Origin of the sequence: Streptomyces wuyuanensis (genome assembly GCF_900103455.1) — a bacterium.
Classification (GTDB): Bacteria; Actinomycetota; Actinomycetes; order Streptomycetales; family Streptomycetaceae; genus Streptomyces; species Streptomyces wuyuanensis.
In genome coordinates this window covers 207,774-229,987 of sequence record NZ_FNHI01000011.1, presented here as the reverse complement: position 1 = coordinate 229,987, position 22,214 = coordinate 207,774, and the positions used below count along the sequence as shown (strand labels likewise).

Genomic DNA, 22,214 nt, shown 5'->3' with positions numbered 1-22,214 from the left:
ACCCCGGCATCTGCGCCGGCTCAGCCAGTCTGTGGCTCGCGGGTGCCGGCCGTAGTCTTCGCCGTGGTCCCTGGTCAGCGCGGCCAGCAGTTCGGGGTCGGAGTGGACCTCGGCCGTGTGCCGCCAGGTGATCAGCAACTGGGCGACGGACGCGCCGTTGCCGAGTGGGTCGGCGCCGCGCATGGTGTCGACCAGTTCGACGGCGAAGGATCCGGCCCTCCGCGCGTCTTCGCGCGGTCCTCCCCGGGACGCGCTTCGGGCGACGTCAGCAGTGCGAGGCGCACCCCCGCGACGAGGACGGGGGTGACCGGCGGCACCGGTCACCAGCGGTTCAGGGCGATCCGGTTCGAAGGTGCCCGGGTGATCGGCAGCAACGCCGCTCGTCGCGATCGCAGCACTGCGAGCGCCTCGATCGCGAAGATCGCGTCCGCGACTCCTGCGGGTCCCGGGCGGATGGACACCGCGTGGAAGCAGCGGAGCCCGGCGAGGAGGTGGGTATGACCCCGCCGTCCGCCGGCGCGCTCACCGGGCCCGCGATGCCCGGTGCCGAGGCGGTCGCTCGGGGCGAAGCCCCGCCGCGGGCGCGGAATCGCGGGCAGTAGGGTCACGGGGTGACGACGAAGACGGACGCGACGGACGGTCGGCTGCTGTACGGGTGCATGGGGCTCGGTGGGACGTGGGACACCGCGCCCTACGGCGCCGGGGACATAGCCGCCGCCGAGGCGGCGGTCGAGGCCGCGCTGGAAAGCGGCATCACCAGGTTCGACCACGCCGACATCTACCGGCACGGCAAGGCGGAGGCCGTCTTCGGCGAGGTCCTGGCCCGTGCTCCGGGGCTGCGGGAGCGGATCGTCGTGCAGACCAAGTGCGGTATCCGTCTCGCGGACGGCGAGCGCCCGGGGATCTACGACCTGCGCGGGCCGTCCATCGTGCGGCGGGTCGAGGAGAGCCTCGCGCGGCTGCGCACCGATGTGATCGACGTACTGCTGCTGCACCGCCCGGACCCGCTGGCCGATCCCGACGAGGTCGCCGAGGCGCTGACCTCGCTGCACCGGCAGGGCCTGGTCCGGCAATTCGGGGTGTCCAACATGGGAGCGGCGCAGATCGCCCCGCTCCGGGCCCGGCTGGATGTGCCGCTCGTCGCGAACCAGTTGGAGATGAGTCTCCAGAAGCGTGACTGGCTCGAGGCCGGGGTGGTGGTGAACACCCCCGAGGCGGCCGTGAACGGCTTCCCCTTCGGCACCCTCGAGTACTGCCGTGACAACGGCATCGAACTGCAGGCCTGGGGCGCGCTGGCGCAGGGTCGTTTCACCGGGCGTCAGGAGACCCCGCAGGAGCAGGCCACCGCGCGGCTCGTCGCCTCTCTCGCCGAGCGGAAGGGCGTGACCCCGGAGACGGTGCTGCTGTGGTGGCTGCGGCGCCACCCCGCGCGGATCTCGCCGGTGATCGGCACCGCCAATCCCGAGCGCATCCGTGCCTGCCGGCAGGCCGCGGAGCAGGAGCCGGACCTCGGCCACGAGGAGTGGTACGCGCTCTGGCTGGCGGCCCGCGGCGTGCCGCTGCCCTGAACCGAGCCGCCGGTACGGGCCCGGTCGGCCTACGACACCACGTCCCGCAGCGGTTTGCCGCCCAGGTGGTCGACGACGTTCTGTACCGCGGCCAGGGCGATCCGGACCAGGGTCTCCCGGGTCACGCCCCCGACGTGCGGCGACAGGACCACGTTCGGTGCCTTGAGGAGGCGCAGGGCGGCCGTCGGCGGTTCGGGGTCGAAGACGTCGATGCCCGCGCCCGCCAGGGCGCCCGCCGTCAGCGCGTCGGCGAGCGCGTCCTGGTCGACGAGCGCCCCTCGGGCGGTGTTGACGAGAAAGGCGGTCGGCCGCAGGAGCGCAATCCGTCGGGCGTCGAGGAGGTGGCGGGTGTCCGGGGTGAGCGGTGCGTGGAGGCTGACGTAGTCCGAGGCGTGGAGGAGTTCGTCGAGGGGGAGGTGGCGGGCGTCGCCCAGGCGGGACTCGGTCTCGGCGGGGGCCCGGTTCCGGCCGGTGTAGACGAGGCGCATCCCGAACACCAGGGCGCGGCGGGCGACTTCCTGCCCGATGTTGCCGAGGCCGACGATGCCGAGGGTCTTGCCGGACAGTTCGGTGAGGGACTGCTGGAGGCGGGGCAGGGCCCAGTCGGCCTCGGCGAGCGCGGTGTGGGCGGGGACCACCTGCTTGGCGAGGGCCAGCATGAGCGCGAAGGTCTGTTCGGCCACGTTCTGCGCCTCCGCGCCGCTGGAGCCGATGTTGCAGACCACCACGGACCGGGCGCGGGCGGCGTCGAGGTCGACGTAGTCGTATCCGTGGCTCGCGCACTGGACGAGTTCCAGGGCGGGAGCGGCGGCGAGGTGGCCGGCGGTCACCGGGGCGAGGGCGGTGATGATCGCGTGCGCCTCGCGCAGGGCGGCCGGGTCCTCGTCCGCCGACTCCACGACGGTGACGTGGGCCCCGGGTACGAGGTCCGCCAGTGCGGACCCGGTCGAACGCCCGCCCACGTGGGGCGGGATGACCGCCAGGACGTTCCCGGCCGCAGGGAGCCCGCCGCTCATGCGGAGTCCCTGATCAGGTCGTCGGACGTGAGCGAGCCGGGGCCCGCGTGCCCCGACAGCGCCAGGGTGAGGTCGAGTTCGGCGAGGAGGCAGCGGATGACGTGGTCGACGCCCGCCTGGCCCTCGAGGCCGAGGCCGTAGGCGTACGGGCGGCCGAGGAGCACCGCCCGGGCCCCGAGGGCGAGGGCCTTGAACACGTCGTCGCCGGTGCGGATGCCGCTGTCGAAGAGGACGGTGAGCCGGTCGCCCGCGGCCTCGACGACTCGGGGCAGGGCGTCCGCGGCGGCCACGGACCCGGCGACCTGGCGGCCGCCGTGGTTGGAGACGACCACCCCGTCCATGCCGGCGTCGGCGGCCCGGCGGGCGTCGTCGGGGTGGAGGATGCCCTTCAGGACGATCGGCCCGTCCCAGTGCTCGCGCAGGAAGGCCAGGTCGGGCCAGGTCTTGGCGGGGTCGGCGAACATGCCGACGAAGTGCATCACGGCCGCGTTCGGGTCCTCGTGCACGGGCTTGGCGAGCCCCGCCCGGAAGGCGGGGTCGGAGAAGTAGTTGGCGGTGCCCACGCCGTGCAGGAACGGCAGGTACGCCTGGTCGAGGTCGCGGGGGCGCCAGGCCAGCAGCGGGGTGTCGAGAGTGACGATCAGCGCGGTGTAGCCGGCGGCCTTCGCCCGCTCCAGGAAGCTCGCGGTGACGTCGCGGTCCTTGGCCCAGTACAGCTGGAACCACCGCTCTGCCTCGCCCATCGCCTCGGCGACCTGTTCCATCGGGGTGCTGGAGGCGGACGACAGGATGTAGGGGACTCCCCGTGCGGCGGCCGCCCTCGCCGCGGCGCACTCCGCGTCGGGGTGCATGATCGACAGCACGCCGATGGGCGCGAGGGCGAGCGGTGCGGGCAGCGGCCGGCCCAGCACCTCCACGGACAGGTCGCGTTCGTGGACGTCGCGCAGCATGCGGGGCACGATCCGCCAGCGGTCGAGCGCGGCGCGGTTGGCGCGGGCGGTGCTACCGCTGCCCGCGCTGCCGGCCACATAGCCGACGGGGCCGGGGCCGAGCCGGTGCCCGGCCAGTTCCTCCAGCCGCGTCAGATCGGTGGGCAGCCGGGGCACGGCGCCCGTCATGCCGTTGAGATAGATCTCGTACTGGAAGTCGGCCCAGTGCCGCGTCGTCGCCATCCGATCATCCTTGCGGGGCGCGGCGTGCCGCGTCCATGGGCGTGCAGCGGCCGGCGGGGCCGTGGCCACCGCCGGCCGCAGCCGCCGTCAGGAGGCCTGGGCCTTGTCGTACAGCGCCTTCGCCTCATTGCCGAAGTACGGTCCGAACATCCGGTTCGGCAGGAAGACGTAGCCGAAGCTGTTCACCGAGACCTGCAGGCCCGTACCGGCCGTCTCGCTGAACCCGGTGAACCAGGGGCCGCCGCTGGAGCCGCCGGTCATGTTGCAGCCGAGGCTGTGGTCCTGGGTGAACAGCCAGTCCTTGGAGCTGTTTCCGCTGCAGTAGATCAGCTTCGTGCCGTCGTACGGGGACGCGGCCGGGAAGCCGAAGGCGTACATCTGCTTGTTGTAGCCGCCGTTGAACTGGATGCCCTGGGCGCCGGTGACCGCGGTCAGGTTCTGGCCGTTCAGCGGGGCGAGCACGGCAGCGCCGATGTCGTAGTTGATGTCCTCGCTCGCCTCCCACTGCGGGGTGGTCAGCGTCTTGGTGGCGGTCCACTGGCCGTACGGGGCCTGGCCGTTGGCGTACGCCGGTACGAAGACGAAGTTGGTGTGCCAGCTGCCCTGGTACTTGACGCAGTGTCCGGCCGTCATGACGGTGCTGGCGTTCTGGCTGGTCACGGCGTTCGCCGAGCAGGAGGCCGTACGGCCCTGGAAGGTGAAGAAGACCCGGCCGGAGGTCTTCACCACCGCGCCGCCGCCGGTCCAGGCGCCGCCCGCCTGGGGGAAGGCGGTGGGGGCGACGGTCGTCGTCACGGCCCCGGGCTTCGGGGTCTTGAGGGTCTTCAGCGCGTCCGCGCCGAGGCGCAGATCGAGCGGGGCCGCGGCGCGCATCCGCTCGGCGGTCCAGAAGGTGCGGGCCCGGTTCTGCTCGGCGGCCGTGGCGTGATGGGCCACGGCGGTGGGAGCGGGGGAGGGGGCCGGGGCGGCGGCGTGGGCCGCGGTGGCGGCCGTCAGACCGCCGGTGAGCAGACCGCCGACTGCTAACAGGATCCCTGCGGCTGTGCGATGGCGTCTCACGCATGTCTCCTTCTGCCGGGGCAGGTGGGGGATGAGAACGGTGCGGATCGGCGTGCGTGAGGCAGGGTGTCATGACTGCGCAGAGTTTGTCAGGAGCGCGTCAGGGCTATTTGTTCTCGCAGGGACTGCCGGGCTCACCGCGCGGTGAGCGGTTTGGCGAAGCAGCGGCTGTTCTCGTAGTCCCGGTAGTGGCCGAACTTGGCGCAGGGCTCATAGCCGCTGGAGGCGTACAGCGCGATGGCCTCCGGCTGGGCCGTGCCGGTCTCCAGGACCATGCGGATCCGGCCGGCCGCGCGGGCGTCCTCCTCCAGTGCCGCCAGGATGCGCCGTGCCAGGCCGAGGCCGCGCGCCTCGGGGACGACGTACATCCGCTTGAGCTCGGCGTCGCCGTTCGCGTACCCCTCGGCGTTCTCGTCCTGGGTGCGCCAGCCGCCGGTGGCCACCGGGCGTCCGAGTCCGTCGTACGCGAGTAGGTAGAGTCCGCTCGGCGGGGCGAACATCGAGGGGTCGAGCGGTGTGACATCGCCCTCGTCGCCGTAGCGCGCGGCGTACTCCAGCTGCACCTGGTCGTTGAGTTTGACCGCGTCAGGGTGGTCGAAGGGCATCTGCCGGATATCCATGCGAGCGATCGTACATGTATGCGCGTCGTTCTCCCTCGGATAGTGTGCCGGGGTGCTCACTGTGACCAGCGTGAATGTGAACGGGCTGCGGGCCGCCGCGAAGAAGGGCTTCGTCGAGTGGCTGGCGGGGACCAAGGCGGATGTGGTGTGCCTCCAGGAGGTACGGGCCGAGGCCCACCAGCTGCCCGAAGAGGTGCGCAGCCCCGAGGGCTGGCACGCCGTCCACGTCCCGGCCGCGGCCAAGGGCCGCGCCGGCGTCTCCGTCCTCGCCCGGCGCGAGCCGGACGCGGTGCGGACCGGATTCGGCAGCGAGGAGTTCGACGGCAGCGGACGCTACGTGGAGGTCGACCTGCCCGGCGTCACGGTCGCCAGCCTGTACCTCCCCTCGGGCGAGGTCGGGACCGAGCGCCAGGACGAGAAGTACCGCTTCATGGACGCGTTCCTGCCGTATCTGAGGGGCCTTCGGGAGCGCGCGGCGGCCGACGGCCGAGACGTGCTGGTCTGCGGCGACTGGAACATCGCCCACCAGGAGGCCGACCTCAGGAACTGGCGCGGCAACAGGAAGAACTCCGGTTTCCTGCCGGAGGAGCGGGAGTGGCTCGGCCGGGTCTACGGCGACGGCGAGACCGGGGCCGGGTACGTGGACGTCGTCCGTGCCATGCACCCCGGCCAGGAGGGTCCGTACTCCTGGTGGTCCTACCGGGGCCGTGCCTTCGACAACGACACGGGCTGGCGCATCGATCTGCTGGTGGCGACCCCGCGTCTGGCGGAGAAGTGCGTGAAGGCGTACGTGGAGCGGGCCGCGAGCCATGCGGAGCGGTGGAGCGACCACGCGCCGGTGACGGCGGTCTTCGAGTCGTAGGTCCGGGCACGAGCACCGGCGCCGGCGGTCGAGCGGGCGTGTCCGGCCCCTGGGTGCGGCGGGCGGTGCGACCGTCGGCCCGGTGCCGCCGCGGCTCGGGGGTCGAACGGCCTTGCGGCGCCTGCCGGATGGGCCGGACCGCCGGTCACGGCTCGCGCAGCCGGCGGTCCATCGCCATGGAGAGCTCCGCCTCCACCACGCTCTTCGCGAGCGGGCGCAGCCGCTCGACGTCCCCCTCGGCCGCGTGGGACCGCAGCAGTTCGACGAAGAGCGCCGCCAGCGCCTCCGCGTGGCTGCGCACCTCCCGGCCCGCCGCGAGGACCGCCGAGAGCGGCACGCCCTCCTTCACCAGTGCGGACGAGACGTCGAGCAGCCGGCGGCTGATGTGGACGATCTCCTCGCCGTCGGTGGCCAGATAGCCGAGGTCGAGTGCCGCCACGAGGTTCTCGGGGGTGACCTCGCCCTCGAAGTAGTCCGCCAGGTCCTCCGGGGTGAGGCGGACCGGGATTTCCTCGGTGGGCTCCCCGAGGCCCAGTACCTCGCCGACGTCGCGGCCGCTGTCGAAGGCCGACGCCAGATCGGCGATGCCGCTGAGGGTGTGGCCGCGTTCGAGCAGGGCCGCGATGGTGCGCAGCCGTGCCAGATGACTGTCGTCGTACCAGGCGATCCGGCCCTCCCTGCGGGGCGGGGGTATGAGCCCCCGCTCGCGGTAGAAGCGCAGGGTGCGCACCGTGATGCCGGCCTCCTTGGCCAGCTCCTCCATGCGGTACTCGCGGGTTTCGCGATCCGTGCGCTGCTCGTCCGTCACGTCCGCAAGCCTATGTTGTACCGCCGGTAACTTGTTCGGTTCCACCCCTACCGCTCGGTATGCGGAGGCTCTACTCTCCCATCGTGCCAGTGATTGCTGGCACGGTTCGGCGGGAGTCTGTCTGCGGGAGGCGGCGGCATGAGCCAGCAGTACGAGCACGTGCGAGTGGCGGTGATCGGATCCGGATTCGGCGGCCTCGGCGCGGCCGTCCGGCTGCGCCGCGAGGGGATCACCGACTTCGTCGTCCTGGAACGGGCCGAATCCGTCGGCGGGACCTGGCGGGACAACAGCTACCCCGGCTGCGCCTGCGACGTCCCGTCCCATCTCTACTCGTTCTCCTTCGCCCCCAATCCCGACTGGCCCCGGACCTTCTCCGGGCAGGAGCACATCCGGGCGTACCTGGAGCACGTCACCGACACCTTCGGGATCCGCCCGCACATCCGCTTCGGCCACGACGTGCTGACGATGCGCTGGAACACCGACGAACTGCACTGGGAGATCGAGACCTCGCGGGGCGCGTTCACCGCCGACGTCGTCGTCTCCGCCACCGGCCCGCTGTCCGACCCCAAGATGCCGGAGATCCCCGGCCTCGACGGATTCCCCGGGAAGGTCTTCCACTCGGCGCGCTGGGACCACGACTACGACCTTCGCGGCAAGCGGGTCGCGATGATCGGGACCGGAGCGTCCGCGATCCAGATCGTGCCGTCGATCCAGCCCCTGGTGGCGAAGCTGACCCTCTTCCAGCGCACCCCGCCCTGGGTGATGCCGCGGATGGACCGGGCGATCAGCGCCGGGGAGCGCTGGCTGCACCGGCGACTGCCGCTCACCGGGACCGCGCGCCGCGGACTGCTCTGGGGCATCCGGGAGTTGCAGGTCAGCGCCTTCACCAAGCGCCCCGACCAGCTCGGCCTGATCGAGTCGCTGGCCAAGGCCAACATGGCCAAGTCCATCAAGGACCCGGCGCTGCGGGCGAAGCTGACGCCGTCCTACCGCATCGGCTGCAAGCGGATCCTGCTGTCCGGCGACTACTACCCGGCTCTCGCGCGGCCCAACGTCGACGTCGTCGCCTCCGGGCTGGCCGAGGTGCGAGGCTCCACGGTCGTGTCCGCCGGGGGTGACGAGGCCGAGGTCGACGCGATCGTCTTCGGCACCGGCTTCCACGTCACGGACTTGCCGATCGCCGACCGCGTGGTCGGCGCGGACGGCATCACCCTCGCGGAGGCGTGGAAGGACGGTATGGAGTCGCTGCGCGGTGCCACCGCCGCCGGCTTCCCCAACTGGATGACGATCATCGGCCCCAACACGGGCCTCGGGAACAGCTCGATGATCCTGATGATCGAGTCCCAGCTGAACTACATGGCCGACTATCTGCGGCAGTTGGACGTCCTCGGGGGCCGCGTCGCGCTCGCCGCGCGGCCCTCCGCCGTCCACGCCTGGAACCGGCGGGTCCAGGACCGGATGAAGCGGACCGTATGGAACACCGGCGGCTGCACCAGCTGGTACCTCGACGCGAGCGGCCGCAACACCACCCTCTGGCCGGGCACTACCGGGGAGTTCCGGCGCCAGACGCGCACGGTCGACCTCGCCGAGTACGAGGTGATCCGCGCGCCCCGGGTCCGGGACGCCGCCGCGGACGCCGGAAGCACCGGAGCCGTCGCGGCGGCCGTGGGGGAGGAGGGCGCATGAGCCGGCTCATGAAGCGGTTCGCGACGGCCCCGGCCCCGCCCGTCGCCGCCCGCGAGCTGACCGCCGTCTCGGCCGACGGCTCCCGCCTCCACGTGGAGGTGCACGGCCCCGACGGCGCGCCCGCCGTCGTGCTCGCCCACGGCTGGTCCTGCTCCACGCACTTCTGGGCGGCCCAGATCAGGGAACTGGCCGCCGACCACCGGGTCGTCGCCTACGACCAGCGAGGGCACGGCCGCACGCCGGCCGTCGCGAAGGCCGGGCACAGCACCGAGGCCCTCGCCGACGACCTGGAGGCGGTGCTCGCCACCGCGCTGGAGCCGGGCGAGCGTGCCGTGCTCGCGGGGCACTCCATGGGTGGCATGACACTCATGGCGGCCGCGTCCCGGCCGAAGTTCGCCGAGCACGCCGCGGCCGCGCTGCTGTGCAGCACGGGCAGTTCGCGGCTCGTCGCCGAGTCGCTGGTGGTGCCGATGCGGGCCGGCGGGTTCCGGACCCGGCTCACGGGGGCGATCCTGGGCTCGCGCGCGCCGCTCGGCCCGGTCACACCGGTCTCGAGGAAGATCCTGCGCTACGCGACGATGGGGCCGGGCACGGCGCCGGAGCGGGTGGCCGAGTGCGCCCGTATCGTGCATGCCTGTCCGCGCCCGACCCGGGTGGCCTGGGCGCACGTCCTCGCCGAACTCGATCTTGACGCCGGCGTACGGGAGATGAGGCTGCCCACGGCCGTCGTCGCGGGCACCGCGGACCGGCTCACCCCGATCGTCCACGCCCGGGCCCTGGCCGCGTCGCTGCCCGAGTGCGTGAGGCTCGTCGAACTCGCCGGCACGGGGCACATGACCCCGGTGGAGGCCCCGGAGGCGGTCACCGCGGAGATCAGGAAGCTCGTCGGCGCCCACCTGGGGAAGGACGCCCCCGGACGGCAGGACACCGGACGGCAGGACACCCGTACCAAGCTGGAGGAGAACGCATGACCAGGGTCAGCCTCGAGGGGCAGGTCGCCGTCGTCACCGGCGCCGCCCGCGGTGTCGGCGAGCTGCTGGCACGCAAACTCTCCGCGCGCGGCGCGAGGATCGCCCTCGTCGGCCTGGAGCCGGACGAACTGAAGGCGGTCGCCGGGCGGTTGCACACCGAGTGCGAGCACTGGCACGCCGACGTCACCGACCACGAGGCGATGTCGCGGGTGGCCCGCGAGGTCAAGGAGCGCTTCGGCAAGGTCGACATCGTCGTCGCCAACGCCGGTGTGGCATCGGGAGGCCCGTTCGCGGACTCCGATCCGCAGGCGTGGCGGCGGGTCATCGAGGTCAACCTCATCGGAAGCGCGGTGACCTGCCGGGCCTTCCTGCCGGTGCTCGTCGAGTCCCGGGGCTACTTCCTCCAGATCGCCTCGCTCGCCGCGATCACCCCGGCCCCGATGATGACGGCGTACTGCGCCTCCAAGTCGGGGGCCGAGGCATTCGCGCACAGCCTCCGCGCCGAGGTGGGCCACAAGGGCGTGAAGGTGGGCGTCGGCTATCTGTCCTGGACCGACACGGACATGGTGCGCGGGGCCGACCAGGACGACGTGATGCGGGAACTGCGGCAGCGGCTCCCGTGGCCGTCGAACCGCACCTACCCGCTCGGCCCGGCCGTGGACCGGATCGTCGCCGGCATCGAACGGCGCTCCGCCCATGTGTACGCGCAGTGGTGGCTGCGCGGGATGCAGTCGGTCCGCGGATACCTGCCGGGTGTCATCGGACTCGTGGGGCAGCGGGAGATGAAGCGTTTCGAGCCGCGGCTCACCGGGGTCCGCACGGGGCTCGTGGGTGCCGGCGGGGCCGCTGACGAGCGGGAACGTACGGAGCGTAACTGATCGAAATGCGCGGAGTGTTCCTGCGTGCCAGTCTGGTCGAGGCCCCGGGGGCCGGCCCAACGGCCCCCCTCTCACCCTTCCAGGAGTGAACCAGATGGGTATCCAGGAGCAGTTCAAGGACAAGGCGGAGCAGCTCAAGGAGCAGGCGAAGCAGAAGCCCGGCATGAAGCAGGAGGCTTCGCAGCGCTCGCCGCAGCAGCGGCCGCAGCGCCCCCCGCAGGAGCGTGGCCAGGAGCGTGGCCAGGAGCGCGGCCAGGAGCGCGGGCAGGAGCGCGGGCAGGAGCGCGGGCAGGAGCGCCGCCGTCCCGAGCGTGAGATGAGCGACGAGCCGATGCACCGTCGCCACGACGCCTGACGTCCGAGGCACACGGAAGGGGCGCACCCAGTGCACGGGGTGCGCCCCTTTCCTGCCGTCGGTGCCCCGCCCGCCCCCGGACCCGCCGTTCTCAGGGCCGTGGCGGCAGCGGAGGCCGGCGCCGGTCGGGGACGTCCTCGTACCCCGGGGGCTTCTTGGCCGGATCCTTCGCCAGCCGGTCGAGCGCGACCTGCACCGCCGTGTCGAGATCGGTGCGCTTGCCCTCGGCCCAGTGCAGCGGCGGGCGTTCGGCGAAGATGTCCGGCTCCACACCGTGGTTCTCGACGGACCAGCCGTACGCCTCGAACCAGGCGGCGTTCATCGGCACCGTGATCACCGTCCCGTCCGCGAGCCGGTGCCGGCCGGTCATTCCGACGACACCGCCCCAGGTGCGCTGGCCCACCACGGGGCCGAGGCCCAGCAGCTTGATCGCCGCCGTGATCATGTCGCCGTCGGAGGAGGTCGCCTCGTCCGCGAGCGCCACGATCGGTCCGCGCGGGGCGTTCGAGGTGTACGAGACCGGCTGCGCGTTCCGCGTCAGGTCCCAGCCCAGGATCCTGCGGCTCAGCTGCTCGATGACCAGCTCGCTGATGTGGCCGCCCGCGTTGCCGCGTACGTCCACGATCAGCGACGGCCGCGACACCTCCATGCGCAGATCGCGGTTGAACTGCGCCCAGCCGGAGCCGCCGAGGTCCGGGATGTGGAGGTAGCCGCACTCGCCGCCGCTCATCTCCCGTACGACCGCGCGCCGTTTGGCGACCCAGTCCTGGTAGCGCAGGGGGCGTTCGTCGATCAGCGGCACGATCGCGACCCGCCGCGGCAGGCCCTCGCCCTCGGCAGGCCGGAAGGTCAGCTCCACGGTCGTCCCGCCCGCCCCGGCCAGCAGCGGGTACGGGCCGGTCACCCGGTCCACCGGACGCCCGTCGACATGGGTGAGCACCGCGCCCTCGCGGATGCCGGTACCGGCGAGCGGGGAACGCGCCTTGGAGTCCGAGGAGTCGCCGGGCAGGATCCGCACGACGGCCCAGCCCTCCTCCCGGCACGCCAGGTTGGCACCGAGCAGACCCATCGCCCGCTGGTAGTGGGGCGGACCCTCGTTCCGGCGCGCGGGGGTGACGTAGGCGTGCGACGTGCCCAGCTCGCCGAGCACCTCGCGGAGCAGATCGGCGAACTCGTCCGGAGAGGCCACCCGTTGGAGCAGCGGACGGTACTGGTCCAGCACGGCGGGCCAGTCGATCCCGCACATGCCCGGGTCCCAGTAGTAGTCCCGGATGAGCCGGCCCGCCTCCTCGTACGCGCCGCGCCACTCCGCGGGCGGGTCCACCTCGTGCAGGATCCGGCGCATGTCGAGGTACACCGTGGAGTCGCTGTCGCCGGGCTCGGTCGCGGGTACGGCGCGCAGTTCCTGGTCGTCGAAGACGACCAGCCGGGAGCCGTCGCCGCTGACCGCGAACCAGTCGAGGTGCGCGACGAGTTCGGTCTTGCGGGCCTTGGGGATGTCGAAGTACTCGAGGGTCGGCCGGTGCGAGGGGTCGGCGGGATTGGCGAACGTCTCACCGAGCGCGCCCGAGATCGGCCACCGCAGCCAGACCAGACCGCCGCCCGCGACCGGGTGCAGGGACGAGTACTTGGAGGCGGCCACGGGGAACGGCGTGACCCGGCTCTCCAGCCCCTCCACCTCCACCATCGCCGCGCCTTCGCCCGTGTCGACCTCGGTGGGGTCGAGCCCGCCGGCCGCCGGCCGCCCGTCGGGCAGAAGCGCGAACGGCGACGGCGTCGCGGACGACAGCGGTACGAGATAGGGGCGGCAGCCCAGCGGGAAGGACAGATCGCCGGTGTGCACGTCGTACACGGGGTCGAAGCCGCGCCAGGACAGGAAGGCCAGATAGCGGCCGTCGCGGGTGAAGACGGGGGACTCGTCCTCGAAGCGGCCGTTGGTGACGTCGACGACGGTGCGGGGGCCGGGGCCGTCGATGCGGGCCATCTTGATCTTCCGCAGGGAACGGCCGATGAAGGGGTGCGACCAGGTGAGCCAGTTCCCGTGCGGGGAGAAGGCGAGATCGCGCACGGGCCCGTTGTCGGAGCGGATCAGTTCGGTGACGAGGCCCTCGTCGGCGCCCCCGGACTCGCCCGTACCGCCGGAATCCGCACCGCCGGAATCCGTGCCGCCCGACGCGGCGGCACCGGACGCCTCGGTCCCGGCGGAGCCGGCCCCTGTCCCGGCGGGCTGCCCGTCCGCCCTTCCTTCCGCCCCCTTCGCCTCGGCCCCCGACGCCTCACCGCCGTTCCCCCCGTCCCCCTCGTCCTCCGTCCCCTCCGCCCTTCCCGTCCCGGTCTCCTCCTCCGCCACCGTGAGCAGCAGCAGTCGCCCGTCGTGCGAGGCGATCGCGAGCCGCTCCCCGGCTGGGTCCGAGACCATCTCCAGCACCCGGCCCAGCCGGCCGGAGGCCAGGCGCCGGGGCGGCCGGTCGCCGCTGGCCCGTGGCAGGTCCGCGATCTCGACGGCGTCCTCCCCGTCCGCGTCCGTGACGTAGGCGACCTGCCCGCCGCCGCTGCCGAGCATCACCGGCAGCCGTACCCGTACGCCGGGGGTGTCGGCGATGGTGCGCGCCGGGCCGTCGCGGTGGGTCAGCCAGTAGAGGCTGCCGCGTACGGCGACGGCGCTGGCCCGGCCCGTGGTGTCGACCGAGAGCCCGTTGACGTGGTGGGAGGCGGGGACCTGGTAGCGGCGCCGTCCGGCACGCGGACCGCCGAGCCGGACGGCCAGCTTCCGCGGCCGGGAGTCCGGCGCCAGGTCCTCGACGATCCACAGGTCGCCGGCGCACTGGTAGACGACCCGGCGGCCGTCGCTCGAGGCGTGCCGGGCGTAGAAGGCGTCATGGTCGGTGTGCCGGCGCAGGTCCGTGCCGTCGGGCAGGCAGGAGTACAGGTTCCCGACGCCCTCGTGGTCGGAGAGGAACGCGATGCGGCCGCCGACGAACATCGGGCAGTCGAGATGGCCCTCGATGTCCGCGAGCAGCCTTTCGCCGTGCAGGTAGAGCCGCCCCATCGCACCGCCCCGGTAGCGCTTCCACCCGGCCGGCTCGTGCGGTGGTTTGCCGGTGAGCAGCAGCGTGCGGTGCTGTCCGTCGGCGTCGGCGACGGCGATGTCGGAGACGGGTCCCCAGGGCAGGCGCTTTCCGGGGTCGCCGTCCGTGGGCACCTTGTAGGCCCAGGAGAAATAGGAGAACGGCTGGCCGTGCGAGGAGACCGCGAGGATGTTGCCGTCCGGGTCCCAGCCGCAGACCCGGGTGTCGGTCGAGCCCCAGTAGCTGAGCCGGCGCGCCGGGCCGCCGTCGACCGGTGCCAGATGGATCTCCGGGTCCAGGCTGCGCCAGGTCGTGTAGGCGATCAGGCTGCCGTCTGGGGAGAACCGGGGGTGTCCGATCCGGGTCCGGTCGACGGTCACCCGCCAGGCCCGGCCGGGGCTCCGGCCCGCGGGGACGAGGGGGGCGATCCAGAGATCGTCCTCGGCCGCGAAGCACAGCAAGTCGTCGTGCAGGTGCGGAAAGCGGAGGTACGCGACGTCTTCACTCACTCCTAAATGCTTTCCGCGCGGGGAGGGCCCGGCAACTTGTGGGGCCGGGCTTTTCCGGGCGGGCGCCGCTGTGGCCCAGGACACGTACGAAACGGTTTCGTTTCGCTCGGCCCCCGGAGTACAGTCGTGGTGTACGAAACCGTTTCGTTCGGAAGGTCGACCGTGGCACGCAGCAGACTCACGCCCGAGCGCGAGGCCGAGCTGTACGAAGCAGTGCTCGACCTGCTGCGCGAGGTCGGCTACGACGCCCTCACCATGGACGCCGTCGCCGCGCGCACCCGCTCCAGCAAGGCCACCCTCTACCGCCAGTGGGGGAGCAAGCCCGAGCTGGTCGCCATGTCGCTGCGGAACAGCAAGCCGGTGGACATCTCCCGGATCGACACCGGCAGCCTGCGCGGCGACTTCCACGAGATGGTGTCCCAGTCCGACGACTGCCAGATGGAGCGGGACACCGCGCTGATGCGCGGCCTCGCCCGGGCGGTCCACGAGAACGACGATCTGCTTCAGGCGCTGCGCGAGCTGTTCATCGAGCCCGAGATCACCGGACTCGACGTACTGCTGCAGCGGGCGGTCCGCCGCGGTGAGATCTCCGCGGACAATCCCGCCCTGAAGTACCTGTCGCACATGCTGGTGGGCGCGTTCGTGGCCCATCCGCTGATCGAGGACGAGCCCATGAGCCAGGGCTTCCTGCACGAGTACCTGGACGCCGTCGTGCTCCCCGCACTGGGCATCCCCGCCAACGGCAACTGACGTCCCCGGCCCGCACAGCGCCACACCCTCCCCGCGCCGCACCCTCCCCGCCCCGCAGTTCCGCACAGTCCCACCTGACGCGCACCGCTCACGTCGTCGGGCTGGTCAAGCCTGCCCATCCGCCCCAACGACATGACCGGGAGACCCTTCTCGTGGCCACGTTCCTCTACAAACTCGGACGGTTCGCCTTCCGCCGCCGACGGCTCGTCGCGCTGCTGTGGGTGGCGCTGCTCGCCCTCGCCGGAGTCGCCGCCTCCTCGGCGCCGACCGCCGCGTCCAGCTCCTTCTCCATGCCGGGTACGGAGGCCCAGAAGGCCTTCGACCTGCTCGACGAGCGATTCCCGGGCACCAGTGCCGACGGCGCGACCGCGCGTGTGGTCTTCAAGGCGCCCGCGGGCGAGAAGATGACGGACCGCGCCCACCGGGCCGAGGTCGGGAAGGTCGTCGCCGATCTCCGGTCCGGCTCGGACCAGGTCGCCTCGGTCGTCGACCCGTACCGGGCCAAGGCGATCAGCCGGGACGGCACCATCGCCTACACCCAGGTCTCCTACAAGGTCAGCGGCATGGAGCTGGCCGAGAAGGACCGCGAGGCCCTCACCGAGGCCGGCGAGAAGGCCGAGGAGGCCGGGCTGACCGTCGAGATCGGCGGTGACGCGCTCCAGGCCGCCCCGGAGACCGGAGCCTCGGAGGTCATCGGTGTCGGCGTCGCCGCGGTGGTCCTCGTGATCACCTTCGGCTCGCTGGTCGCCGCCGGTCTGCCGCTGCTCACCGCCATCATCGGCGTCGGTATCGGCGTCTCCACCATCACGGCGCTCGCGAGCACCCTCGACCTGGGCTCCACGACGGCCACCCTCGCCACGATGATCGGCCTCGCCGTCGGTATCGACTACGCGCTCTTCATCGTCTCCCGCTACCGGGCCGAGCTGGCCGAGGGGCGCGACCACGAGGAGGCCGCCGGACGGGCCACCGGCACGGCCGGCTCCGCCGTCGTCTTCGCCGGACTGACCGTGGTCATCGCCCTCGTCGGCCTCGCCGTCGTCAACATCCCCATGCTCAGCAAGATGGGCTTCGCGGCCGCCGGTACGGTCGCCATCGCCGTCCTCATCGCGCTGACCCTGATCCCTGCCCTGCTCGGTTTCGCCGGCAAGCGCGTGCTGGGCCGCAAGGCCCGCAAGCAGAGCGAGCCCGCGGTCGGCAAGCCCAACATGGGCACGCGCTGGGCCCGGTTCGTGCTGCGCCGCCCGGTCGCCGTGCTGCTCGCCGGCGTCGTGGGCCTCGGTGCCGTGGCCGTGCCCGCCACGTCGCTGGAGATGGGCCTGCCGGACGACGGCTCCCAGCCCACCAGCACCACCCAGCGCAAGGCCTACGACCTGCTCTCCGACGGCTTCGGCCCCGGCTTCAACGGGCCGCTGCTCGTCGTCGTCGACGGTGACAGGGCCGCCGCTGACGGCACGGCGAAGGAGATCGCGGAGCTCGACGGCGTCGCCGCCGTCACCCCGGCCACGTACAACAAGGCCGGCGACACCGCGACGATCACGGTCATTCCCGAGGACCGGCCCAGCTCGACCGAGACCGAGGAGCTCGTCCACACCATCCGCGACACCACCGGTGACGACGTGCACGTCACCGGTGCCACCGCGATGAACATCGACTTCTCGCAGCGCATGAACGACGCGCTGGTGCCGTATCTGGCGCTCGTCGTGGGTCTGGCGTTCCTTCTGCTGATGGTGGTGTTCCGGTCCGTCCTCGTGCCTCTGAAGGCGGCGCTCGGCTTCCTGCTCTCGGTGGTCGCGGCACTCGGCGCGGTCGTCGCGGTCTTCCAGTGGGGCTGGCTCGGTTCGCTCTTCGGCGTCGAGCAAACCGGCCCGATCATGTCGATGATGCCGATCTTCATGGTGGGCGTGGTCTTCGGCCTCGCGATGGACTACGAGGTCTTCCTGGTGACGCGGATGCGTGAGGCGTTCGTGCACGGCGAGCGGCCCGGCCAGGCGATCGTCACCGGCTTCCGGCACGGGGCCCGGGTGGTCACCGCCGCGGCGGTGATCATGATCGCGGTGTTCGCGGGCTTCATCGGTTCGAGCGAGCAGATGGTGAAGATGATCGGATTCGGTCTCGCGATCGCGGTCTTCTTCGACGCCTTCGTCGTCCGGATGGCGATCGTGCCGGCCGTCCTCGCGCTGCTGGGCGGCAAGGCCTGGTGGCTGCCCCGCTGGCTGGACCGGCTGCTGCCGAGCGTGGACGTCGAGGGCGAGAAGCTGGGCGGCGAGCACTCGCCGGCCGGCGAGGACGGCAGGGAGAGGGAGCTGGTCGGCGCCTGAGAACCGCCCCGCCCGGCGCGGTCCGCGCGCCGGAAGGGCCAGGGCGCCCACCGGTCCGCGAGACCGGTGGGCGCCCTTGAGCCGCGAGGCGCGGTGGCCGTGTCCGTCACACCCGGGTGGCGGGCGCGGCCACCTCCGCGTAGGTGCGGCGCAGGAAGCGCACGAGGGGGCGGGTGTCGAACTGGATCACCGCCACACCGCCCGGCGAATGGAACTCGACGATCACCTGGGCGCGGCCGCAGGGCCAGACGGATACCGGACCGCGGCGGGCGGGCGCGCGCAGACCCGTCTCCAGCAGCTCGCGGCGGAAGGCCCATTCGATGCCGCTCGGGAAGACGCACCGCACCGCGTCGGGATCCCTGCCGGGCTCGTAGCGGAGGGCCACGGGCACCGATCGGTAGTGAGGGGCGTCGTTGATGATCCGGGCCTTCGCGTGCTCTTCGACAGAGGGGCTCTCGACAGCGTGGGACATCGGACGCTCCTCACCTTTGGTTCTCTTTGTCATCCAATGTCGCATATTTTCACTCGAAAGACCCTGGCGTGTCGCTTGCACCTGTGGGTGAGACGCTCTTGCAAAGAGTTCGCAACAGGGCGCATCATCGGACGGTTGACCAGCCGGGCCGATGCGGCCTGTCCCGGAAGCGGAGCCCGCCATGCATGTCCCCGACGGATTCATCGACATCCCCGTCTCCGCAGCGGCCGGGGTCGTCGCCGCCGGCGCCGTCGCCGTGAGCCTGCGCGGTGCCCGGCGGGAGCTCGCGGGCGCCGGAGGCCACGGGGGAGAGCGGACCGCGCCCCTCGCGGGGCTCGTCGCCGCCTTCGTCTTCGCCGTCCAGATGCTCAACTTCCCGGTCGCGGCCGGCACCAGCGGCCATCTGCTGGGCGGGGCGCTGGCGGCGATCCTCGTCGGTCCGTACACAGGGGTGCTGTGCATCTCCGTGGTCCTGCTGCTCCAGGGAGTCCTCTTCGCGGACGGCGGCCTGACGGCGCTCGGCGTCAACATCCTGCTCATGGGCGTCGTCACGGTCGTCGTCGCCTACACCCTGTTCCGCGCGCTGGTCCGGGTGCTGCCGAAGAAGCGCAGGTCGGTGACGATCGCCACGTTCATCGCCGCCCTGGTCTCCGTGCCCGCGTCCGCCGTCGCCTTCACGCTCCTATACGCGATCGGCGGCACCACCGACGTGCCGATCGGCACGGTCCTGGGCGCCATGACCGGCGTCCACATCCTCATCGGCATCGGCGAGGCCGCGATCACCGCGGCGACCGTCGGTGCCGTCCTCGCCGTGCGGCCCGACCTCGTCCACGGCGCCCGCGGACTGTCCGCGCCGCTCAAGCTGCGCGTGGACGGCGAACTCGTCGACGCCCGGCCCGAGGCCGCCCCTGCCCCCGCCGCCTCCCCGCGCCCGGTGCTGTTCGCGGGTCTCGTGATCTCCCTGATCCTCGCCGGGTTCGTCTCCTTCTACGCCTCCGCCAACCCCGACGGGCTGGAGCGGGTCGCAGCCGACAAGGGCATCGACAAGAAGGTCGAGGACCACGCGGCCGCCGACTCCCCGCTCACCGACTACGGCGTCGGCACCATCGAGAACGCCCGGGTCTCCGGCGGTCTCGCGGGAGTGATCGGCGTCGGCGCGACCCTGGTGGTGGGCACCGGCGTGTTCGTCGTGGTCCGCCGTCGCCGCGGCGAAACGGCCGAGGCCGAACAGGAATCCGTACGGGGCTGAGAAGCGGAAGCCGCCATGAGCACGGGTCACGCCCACAAGCTGTACCGGCACGGCGAGTCGCCGGTCCACCGGCTGCCGCCGCACTGCAAGATCGCCGCCGCGCTCTGCTTCGTGCTGGTCGTGGTCTCCACGCCGCGCGAGGCGGTCTGGGCCTTCGGCCTGTACGCGCTGCTGCTGGGCGCCGTCGCCGCGGCGGCCCGCGTCCCCGCGGGCTTCGTACTGCGCCGGCTGGTGATCGAGATCCCGTTCGTCGCGTTCGCGCTGCTCATGCCGTTCCTGGTGCCGGGCGAGCGCACCGAGTGGCTCGGCATCTCCCTCTCCGTGCCGGGGCTGTGGGGAGCCTGGAACATCCTCGCCAAGGGAACGCTGGGCGTGGCCACCTCCGTCCTCCTCGCCTCGACCACCGAGCTGCGCTCCCTGCTCCTCGGACTGCAGCGGCTGAAGCTGCCGCCGCTGATGGTGCAGATCGCGTCGTTCATGATCCGCTACGGGGACGTCATCACCGACGAGATGCGGCGGATGTCCATCGCCCGGCGCTCGCGCGGCTTCGAGGCCCGCGGGGTGCGCCACTGGGGCGTGCTCGCCAAGTCCGCGGGCGCGCTGTTCATCCGCTCCTACGAGCGCGGTGAGCGGGTGCACCTGGCGATGGTCAGCCGCGGCTACACCGGCACCATGCCCGTCATCGACGAGGTGACCGCGTCGCGGGCGCAGTGGGCGTACGCCGCCGCGCTCCCCTTCTCGGCGCTCGCCGTCTGTCTGCTTGGCTGGACCCTATGACCTCGCTCCCTCCGCCCGCCGCCGTCCCGCCGTCGCTCGACGTCCGCGGGCTGGCGTACGCGTACCCCGACGGCCACCAGGCGCTCTTCGGCGTCGACCTGACCGTCGAACGCGGTGAACGCGTGGGCCTGCTGGGCCCCAACGGCGCCGGCAAGACCACCCTCGTCCTCCACCTCAACGGCATCCTCGCCGGCGGCGCCGGCACGGTCGCGGTCGCGGGCCTGCCCGTCGGCAAGCAGCACATGGCCGAGATCCGGCGCAAGGTCGGCATCGTCTTCCAGGACCCGGACGACCAGCTGTTCATGCCGACGGTGCGGGAGGACGTGGCCTTCGGCCCGGCGGCTGCCGGGCTGCGCGGGGAGGAACTGGAGAAGCGGGTACGCACGGCTCTCGACCTGGTCGGGATGACGGAGTACCTGGACCGGCCGCCGCACCACCTCTCCTTCGGCCAGCGGCGCCGGGTGGCGGTGGCGACCGTCCTCGCCATGGAGCCGGAGATCCTCGTCCTCGACGAGCCCTCGTCCAATCTCGACCCGGCGTCCCGCCGCGAACTCGCCGACATCCTGAGGTCGTTGGACGTCACGGTCCTGATGGTCACGCACGATCTGCCGTACGCCCTGGAGCTCTGCCCGCGTTCGGTGATCCTCAGCGAGGGCGTGATCGCCGCCGACGGGCGTACCCAGGACCTCCTCGCCGACCCCGACCTGATGCACGCGCACCGCCTGGAGCTGCCGTTCGGCTTCGATCCGCGGGCCGTGACGACGGGCGCGTGACTGCGGCGGGCGTCCGAGGCCCGCCGCACCGGGCCCGGCACCGCCGGCCCGTGACCGACCCGGAATCCGGTCACCTCCCGGCACGTTGCACCATGGGAGGGACGAGGTGCAGGCCGGAACAGCAGGGAGAGGTGGACGTGGACGTCCAGGGCACGGTTGCGGAAGGCTTCGAGCCCGTCCGGGACGCGTTCATACGCAACTTCGAGACGCGCGGGGAGCGCGGCGCCGCCGTCGCCGTCTACAAGGACGGCGTGAAGGTCGTCGACCTCTGGGGCGGCACCCGGGACGTGGACGGCACCGTGCCGTGGGCCGTCGACACCGCACAGGTCGTCCGCTCGGCCACCAAGGGCGTCGCCGCCGCCGTACCGCTGCTGCTGCACCAGCGCGGACAGCTCGACCTGGACGCGCCCGTCGGCACGTACTGGCCGGAGTTCAAGGCCGCGGGCAAGGAACGCGCGCTCGTACGGCATCTGCTGTCGCACCGGGCCGGAGTGCCCGCGCTGGACCGGCCGCTCACCGTGGCGGAGGCCGCCGACGGCACGTCCGGTGCACACGCCGTCGCCGCCCAGGCACCCGCCTGGGCACCCGGTACCGATCACGGCTACCACGCGCAGACCTACAGCTGGCTGCTGGCGGAACTCGTGCGCAGGGTCACCGGACGCACCATCGGCCGCTGGACGGCCGAGGAGCTGGCCCGCCCGCTCGGCCTGGACTTCTGGATAGGCGTTCCCGACGACGAGGCCCACCGCATCGGCAGGATCGGCCGGATCGACGAACCGCCCACGGCGTCGGGCGGCGGGCTGAAACTGCGCCCCAAGCGGTCCGTGGCCGAGGCCTACCGCGACCCGGACTCCCTCACCCGCCGGGCCTTCGGCGCGATCGACCCGATGCCCGACGAGAACGACCCCGGCTACCGGGCCGCCGAGCTCCCGGCCTCCAACGGCGTGTCCACGGCCCGCGCGCTGGCCCGCTTCTACGCGGCCATGATCGGCGAGGTCGACGGACACCGGCTCTTCGCCCCGGCGACGCTGACGCTCGCGCGCACCGAGGAGTCCACGGGCCCCGACCGCGTCCTCGTCGTCGGCACCCGATTCGGTCTCGGCTACATGCTCCACGGGCCCGCCTCCCCGCTGCTGGGCCCCGGTTCCTTCGGCCACCCGGGCCGCGGCGGCTCGCTCGGCTTCGCCGACCCGGAGTCCGGCATCGCCCTCGGCTACGTCACCAACGGCATGCGCAAGGGCGTCACGGCCGATCCCCGGGCACAGGCTCTGGTCAGGGCGGTCCGTTCGGCGACATGATCGGC

19 protein-coding genes are annotated in these 22,214 nt (G+C 72.4%); 12 read left to right on the top strand and 7 right to left on the bottom strand.

Features of this window, described 5'->3' with window-relative positions:
* The first annotated feature begins 659 nt into the window (after positions 1 to 659).
* Complete coding sequence (locus BLT82_RS18200; protein WP_093656170.1) at positions 660 to 1,568, top strand: aldo/keto reductase; 909 nt, start codon at positions 660 to 662, stop codon at positions 1,566 to 1,568.
* Between the two features lie 29 nt (positions 1,569 to 1,597).
* Here BLT82_RS18200 and BLT82_RS18195 read toward each other — a convergent pair whose 3' ends face one another.
* From BLT82_RS18195 to BLT82_RS18180, 4 genes are all read right to left on the bottom strand, one after another.
* Positions 1,598 to 2,584, bottom strand: a complete 987-nt coding sequence (locus tag BLT82_RS18195) for a 2-hydroxyacid dehydrogenase (RefSeq protein WP_093656062.1) — start codon at positions 2,582 to 2,584, stop codon at positions 1,598 to 1,600.
* Positions 2,581 to 3,756, bottom strand: coding sequence for a lactate 2-monooxygenase (locus BLT82_RS18190; RefSeq protein ID WP_093656060.1), 1,176 nt, complete (start codon positions 3,754 to 3,756; stop codon positions 2,581 to 2,583). The genes BLT82_RS18195 and BLT82_RS18190 overlap by 4 nt, the downstream gene beginning before the upstream one ends.
* 87 nt (positions 3,757 to 3,843) lie before the next feature.
* Complete coding sequence (locus BLT82_RS18185; protein ID WP_093656058.1) at positions 3,844 to 4,815, bottom strand: trypsin-like serine peptidase; 972 nt, start codon at positions 4,813 to 4,815, stop codon at positions 3,844 to 3,846.
* Positions 4,816 to 4,949: 134 nt separating this feature from the next.
* Positions 4,950 to 5,435, bottom strand: coding sequence for a GNAT family N-acetyltransferase (locus BLT82_RS18180; protein WP_093656056.1), 486 nt, complete (start codon positions 5,433 to 5,435; stop codon positions 4,950 to 4,952).
* Between the two features lie 52 nt (positions 5,436 to 5,487).
* Here BLT82_RS18180 and BLT82_RS18175 point away from each other — a divergent pair, with 52 nt between their 5' ends.
* A complete protein-coding gene (locus tag BLT82_RS18175; protein WP_093656054.1) occupies positions 5,488 to 6,297 on the top strand; it encodes an exodeoxyribonuclease III in 810 nt (269 codons plus the stop codon).
* 145 nt (positions 6,298 to 6,442) lie between these two features.
* Here the strand turns inward: BLT82_RS18175 and BLT82_RS18170 are convergent, their stop codons facing one another.
* The gene (locus tag BLT82_RS18170) at positions 6,443 to 7,060 is read right to left on the bottom strand and encodes a MerR family transcriptional regulator (RefSeq protein WP_093656168.1); all 618 of its coding nucleotides are present in this window, start codon (positions 7,058 to 7,060) and stop codon (positions 6,443 to 6,445) included.
* 183 nt (positions 7,061 to 7,243) lie between these two features.
* Here BLT82_RS18170 and BLT82_RS18165 point away from each other — a divergent pair, with 183 nt between their 5' ends.
* The 4 genes from BLT82_RS18165 (at position 7,244) to BLT82_RS18150 (ending at position 10,995) form a co-directional block, all read left to right on the top strand.
* Positions 7,244 to 8,791: a flavin-containing monooxygenase gene (locus tag BLT82_RS18165; protein ID WP_093656053.1), complete on the top strand. Its 1,548-nt coding sequence runs from the start codon at positions 7,244 to 7,246 to the stop codon at positions 8,789 to 8,791.
* The gene (locus BLT82_RS18160) at positions 8,788 to 9,762 is read left to right on the top strand and encodes an alpha/beta fold hydrolase (protein ID WP_093656051.1); all 975 of its coding nucleotides are present in this window, start codon (positions 8,788 to 8,790) and stop codon (positions 9,760 to 9,762) included. Before BLT82_RS18165 ends, BLT82_RS18160 begins: the two co-directional genes overlap by 4 nt.
* Positions 9,759 to 10,640: an SDR family oxidoreductase gene (locus BLT82_RS18155; protein ID WP_093656049.1), complete on the top strand. Its 882-nt coding sequence runs from the start codon at positions 9,759 to 9,761 to the stop codon at positions 10,638 to 10,640. Before BLT82_RS18160 ends, BLT82_RS18155 begins: the two co-directional genes overlap by 4 nt.
* A gap of 94 nt (positions 10,641 to 10,734) precedes the next feature.
* Positions 10,735 to 10,995 (top strand): hypothetical protein, encoded by a 261-nt coding sequence (locus BLT82_RS18150; protein ID WP_093656047.1) that lies wholly within the window; start codon positions 10,735 to 10,737, stop codon positions 10,993 to 10,995.
* 91 nt (positions 10,996 to 11,086) lie between these two features.
* Here the strand turns inward: BLT82_RS18150 and BLT82_RS18145 are convergent, their stop codons facing one another.
* Positions 11,087 to 14,572, bottom strand: a complete 3,486-nt coding sequence (locus BLT82_RS18145) for a S41 family peptidase (protein WP_093656045.1) — start codon at positions 14,570 to 14,572, stop codon at positions 11,087 to 11,089.
* A 162-nt stretch (positions 14,573 to 14,734) separates the two neighbouring features.
* Between BLT82_RS18145 and BLT82_RS18140 the strand changes: the two genes are divergently transcribed.
* Together BLT82_RS18140 and BLT82_RS18135 are read left to right on the top strand one after the other, a co-directional pair.
* Positions 14,735 to 15,322, top strand: a complete 588-nt coding sequence (locus BLT82_RS18140) for a TetR/AcrR family transcriptional regulator (RefSeq protein ID WP_093656166.1) — start codon at positions 14,735 to 14,737, stop codon at positions 15,320 to 15,322.
* A 152-nt stretch (positions 15,323 to 15,474) separates the two neighbouring features.
* Positions 15,475 to 17,640 carry an MMPL family transporter gene (locus BLT82_RS18135; protein WP_093656043.1) on the top strand — a complete coding sequence of 722 codons (2,166 nt, stop codon included), beginning with the start codon at positions 15,475 to 15,477 and terminating at the stop codon, positions 17,638 to 17,640.
* Positions 17,641 to 17,746: 106 nt separating this feature from the next.
* Here BLT82_RS18135 and BLT82_RS18130 read toward each other — a convergent pair whose 3' ends face one another.
* On the bottom strand, positions 17,747 to 18,112 hold the full coding sequence (locus BLT82_RS18130) for an SsgA family sporulation/cell division regulator (RefSeq protein WP_093656041.1): 366 nt from the start codon (positions 18,110 to 18,112) through the stop codon (positions 17,747 to 17,749).
* Between the two features lie 181 nt (positions 18,113 to 18,293).
* Between BLT82_RS18130 and BLT82_RS18125 the strand changes: the two genes are divergently transcribed.
* The 4 genes from BLT82_RS18125 (at position 18,294) to BLT82_RS18110 (ending at position 22,209) form a co-directional block, all read left to right on the top strand.
* The gene (locus BLT82_RS18125; protein WP_093656039.1) at positions 18,294 to 19,361 is read left to right on the top strand and encodes an energy-coupling factor ABC transporter permease; all 1,068 of its coding nucleotides are present in this window, start codon (positions 18,294 to 18,296) and stop codon (positions 19,359 to 19,361) included.
* 15 nt (positions 19,362 to 19,376) lie between these two features.
* Entirely contained in the window at positions 19,377 to 20,138 is a 762-nt protein-coding gene (gene cbiQ, locus BLT82_RS18120; protein WP_093656037.1) for a cobalt ECF transporter T component CbiQ, read from the top strand.
* Positions 20,135 to 20,911: an energy-coupling factor ABC transporter ATP-binding protein gene (locus BLT82_RS18115; RefSeq protein WP_093656035.1), complete on the top strand. Its 777-nt coding sequence runs from the start codon at positions 20,135 to 20,137 to the stop codon at positions 20,909 to 20,911. Before cbiQ ends, BLT82_RS18115 begins: the two co-directional genes overlap by 4 nt.
* Positions 20,912 to 21,048: 137 nt before the next feature.
* Positions 21,049 to 22,209, top strand: coding sequence for a serine hydrolase domain-containing protein (locus tag BLT82_RS18110; RefSeq protein ID WP_093656164.1), 1,161 nt, complete (start codon positions 21,049 to 21,051; stop codon positions 22,207 to 22,209).
* The last annotated feature ends 5 nt before the right edge of the window (positions 22,210 to 22,214 follow it).

Excerpts from the sequence above, each read along its gene's own strand:
- BLT82_RS18200 (WP_093656170.1), top strand. The coding sequence starts at position 660 with ATGGGGCTCGGTGGGACGTGGGACACCGCGCCCTACGGCGCCGGGGAC.
- BLT82_RS18195 (WP_093656062.1), bottom strand. The coding sequence starts at position 2,584 with ATGAGCGGCGGGCTCCCTGCGGCCGGGAACGTCCTGGCGGTCATCCCG.
- BLT82_RS18190 (WP_093656060.1), bottom strand. The coding sequence starts at position 3,756 with ATGGCGACGACGCGGCACTGGGCCGACTTCCAGTACGAGATCTATCTC.
- BLT82_RS18180 (WP_093656056.1), bottom strand. The coding sequence starts at position 5,435 with ATGGATATCCGGCAGATGCCCTTCGACCACCCTGACGCGGTCAAACTC.
- BLT82_RS18170 (WP_093656168.1), bottom strand. The coding sequence starts at position 7,060 with ATGGAGGAGCTGGCCAAGGAGGCCGGCATCACGGTGCGCACCCTGCGC.
- BLT82_RS18165 (WP_093656053.1), top strand. The coding sequence starts at position 7,244 with ATGAGCCAGCAGTACGAGCACGTGCGAGTGGCGGTGATCGGATCCGGA.
- BLT82_RS18160 (WP_093656051.1), top strand. The coding sequence starts at position 8,788 with ATGAGCCGGCTCATGAAGCGGTTCGCGACGGCCCCGGCCCCGCCCGTC.
- BLT82_RS18155 (WP_093656049.1), top strand. The coding sequence starts at position 9,759 with ATGACCAGGGTCAGCCTCGAGGGGCAGGTCGCCGTCGTCACCGGCGCC.
- BLT82_RS18150 (WP_093656047.1), top strand. The coding sequence starts at position 10,735 with ATGGGTATCCAGGAGCAGTTCAAGGACAAGGCGGAGCAGCTCAAGGAG.
- BLT82_RS18130 (WP_093656041.1), bottom strand. The coding sequence starts at position 18,112 with ATGTCCCACGCTGTCGAGAGCCCCTCTGTCGAAGAGCACGCGAAGGCC.
- BLT82_RS18125 (WP_093656039.1), top strand. The coding sequence starts at position 18,294 with ATGCATGTCCCCGACGGATTCATCGACATCCCCGTCTCCGCAGCGGCC.
- cbiQ (WP_093656037.1), top strand. The coding sequence starts at position 19,377 with ATGAGCACGGGTCACGCCCACAAGCTGTACCGGCACGGCGAGTCGCCG.
- BLT82_RS18115 (WP_093656035.1), top strand. The coding sequence starts at position 20,135 with ATGACCTCGCTCCCTCCGCCCGCCGCCGTCCCGCCGTCGCTCGACGTC.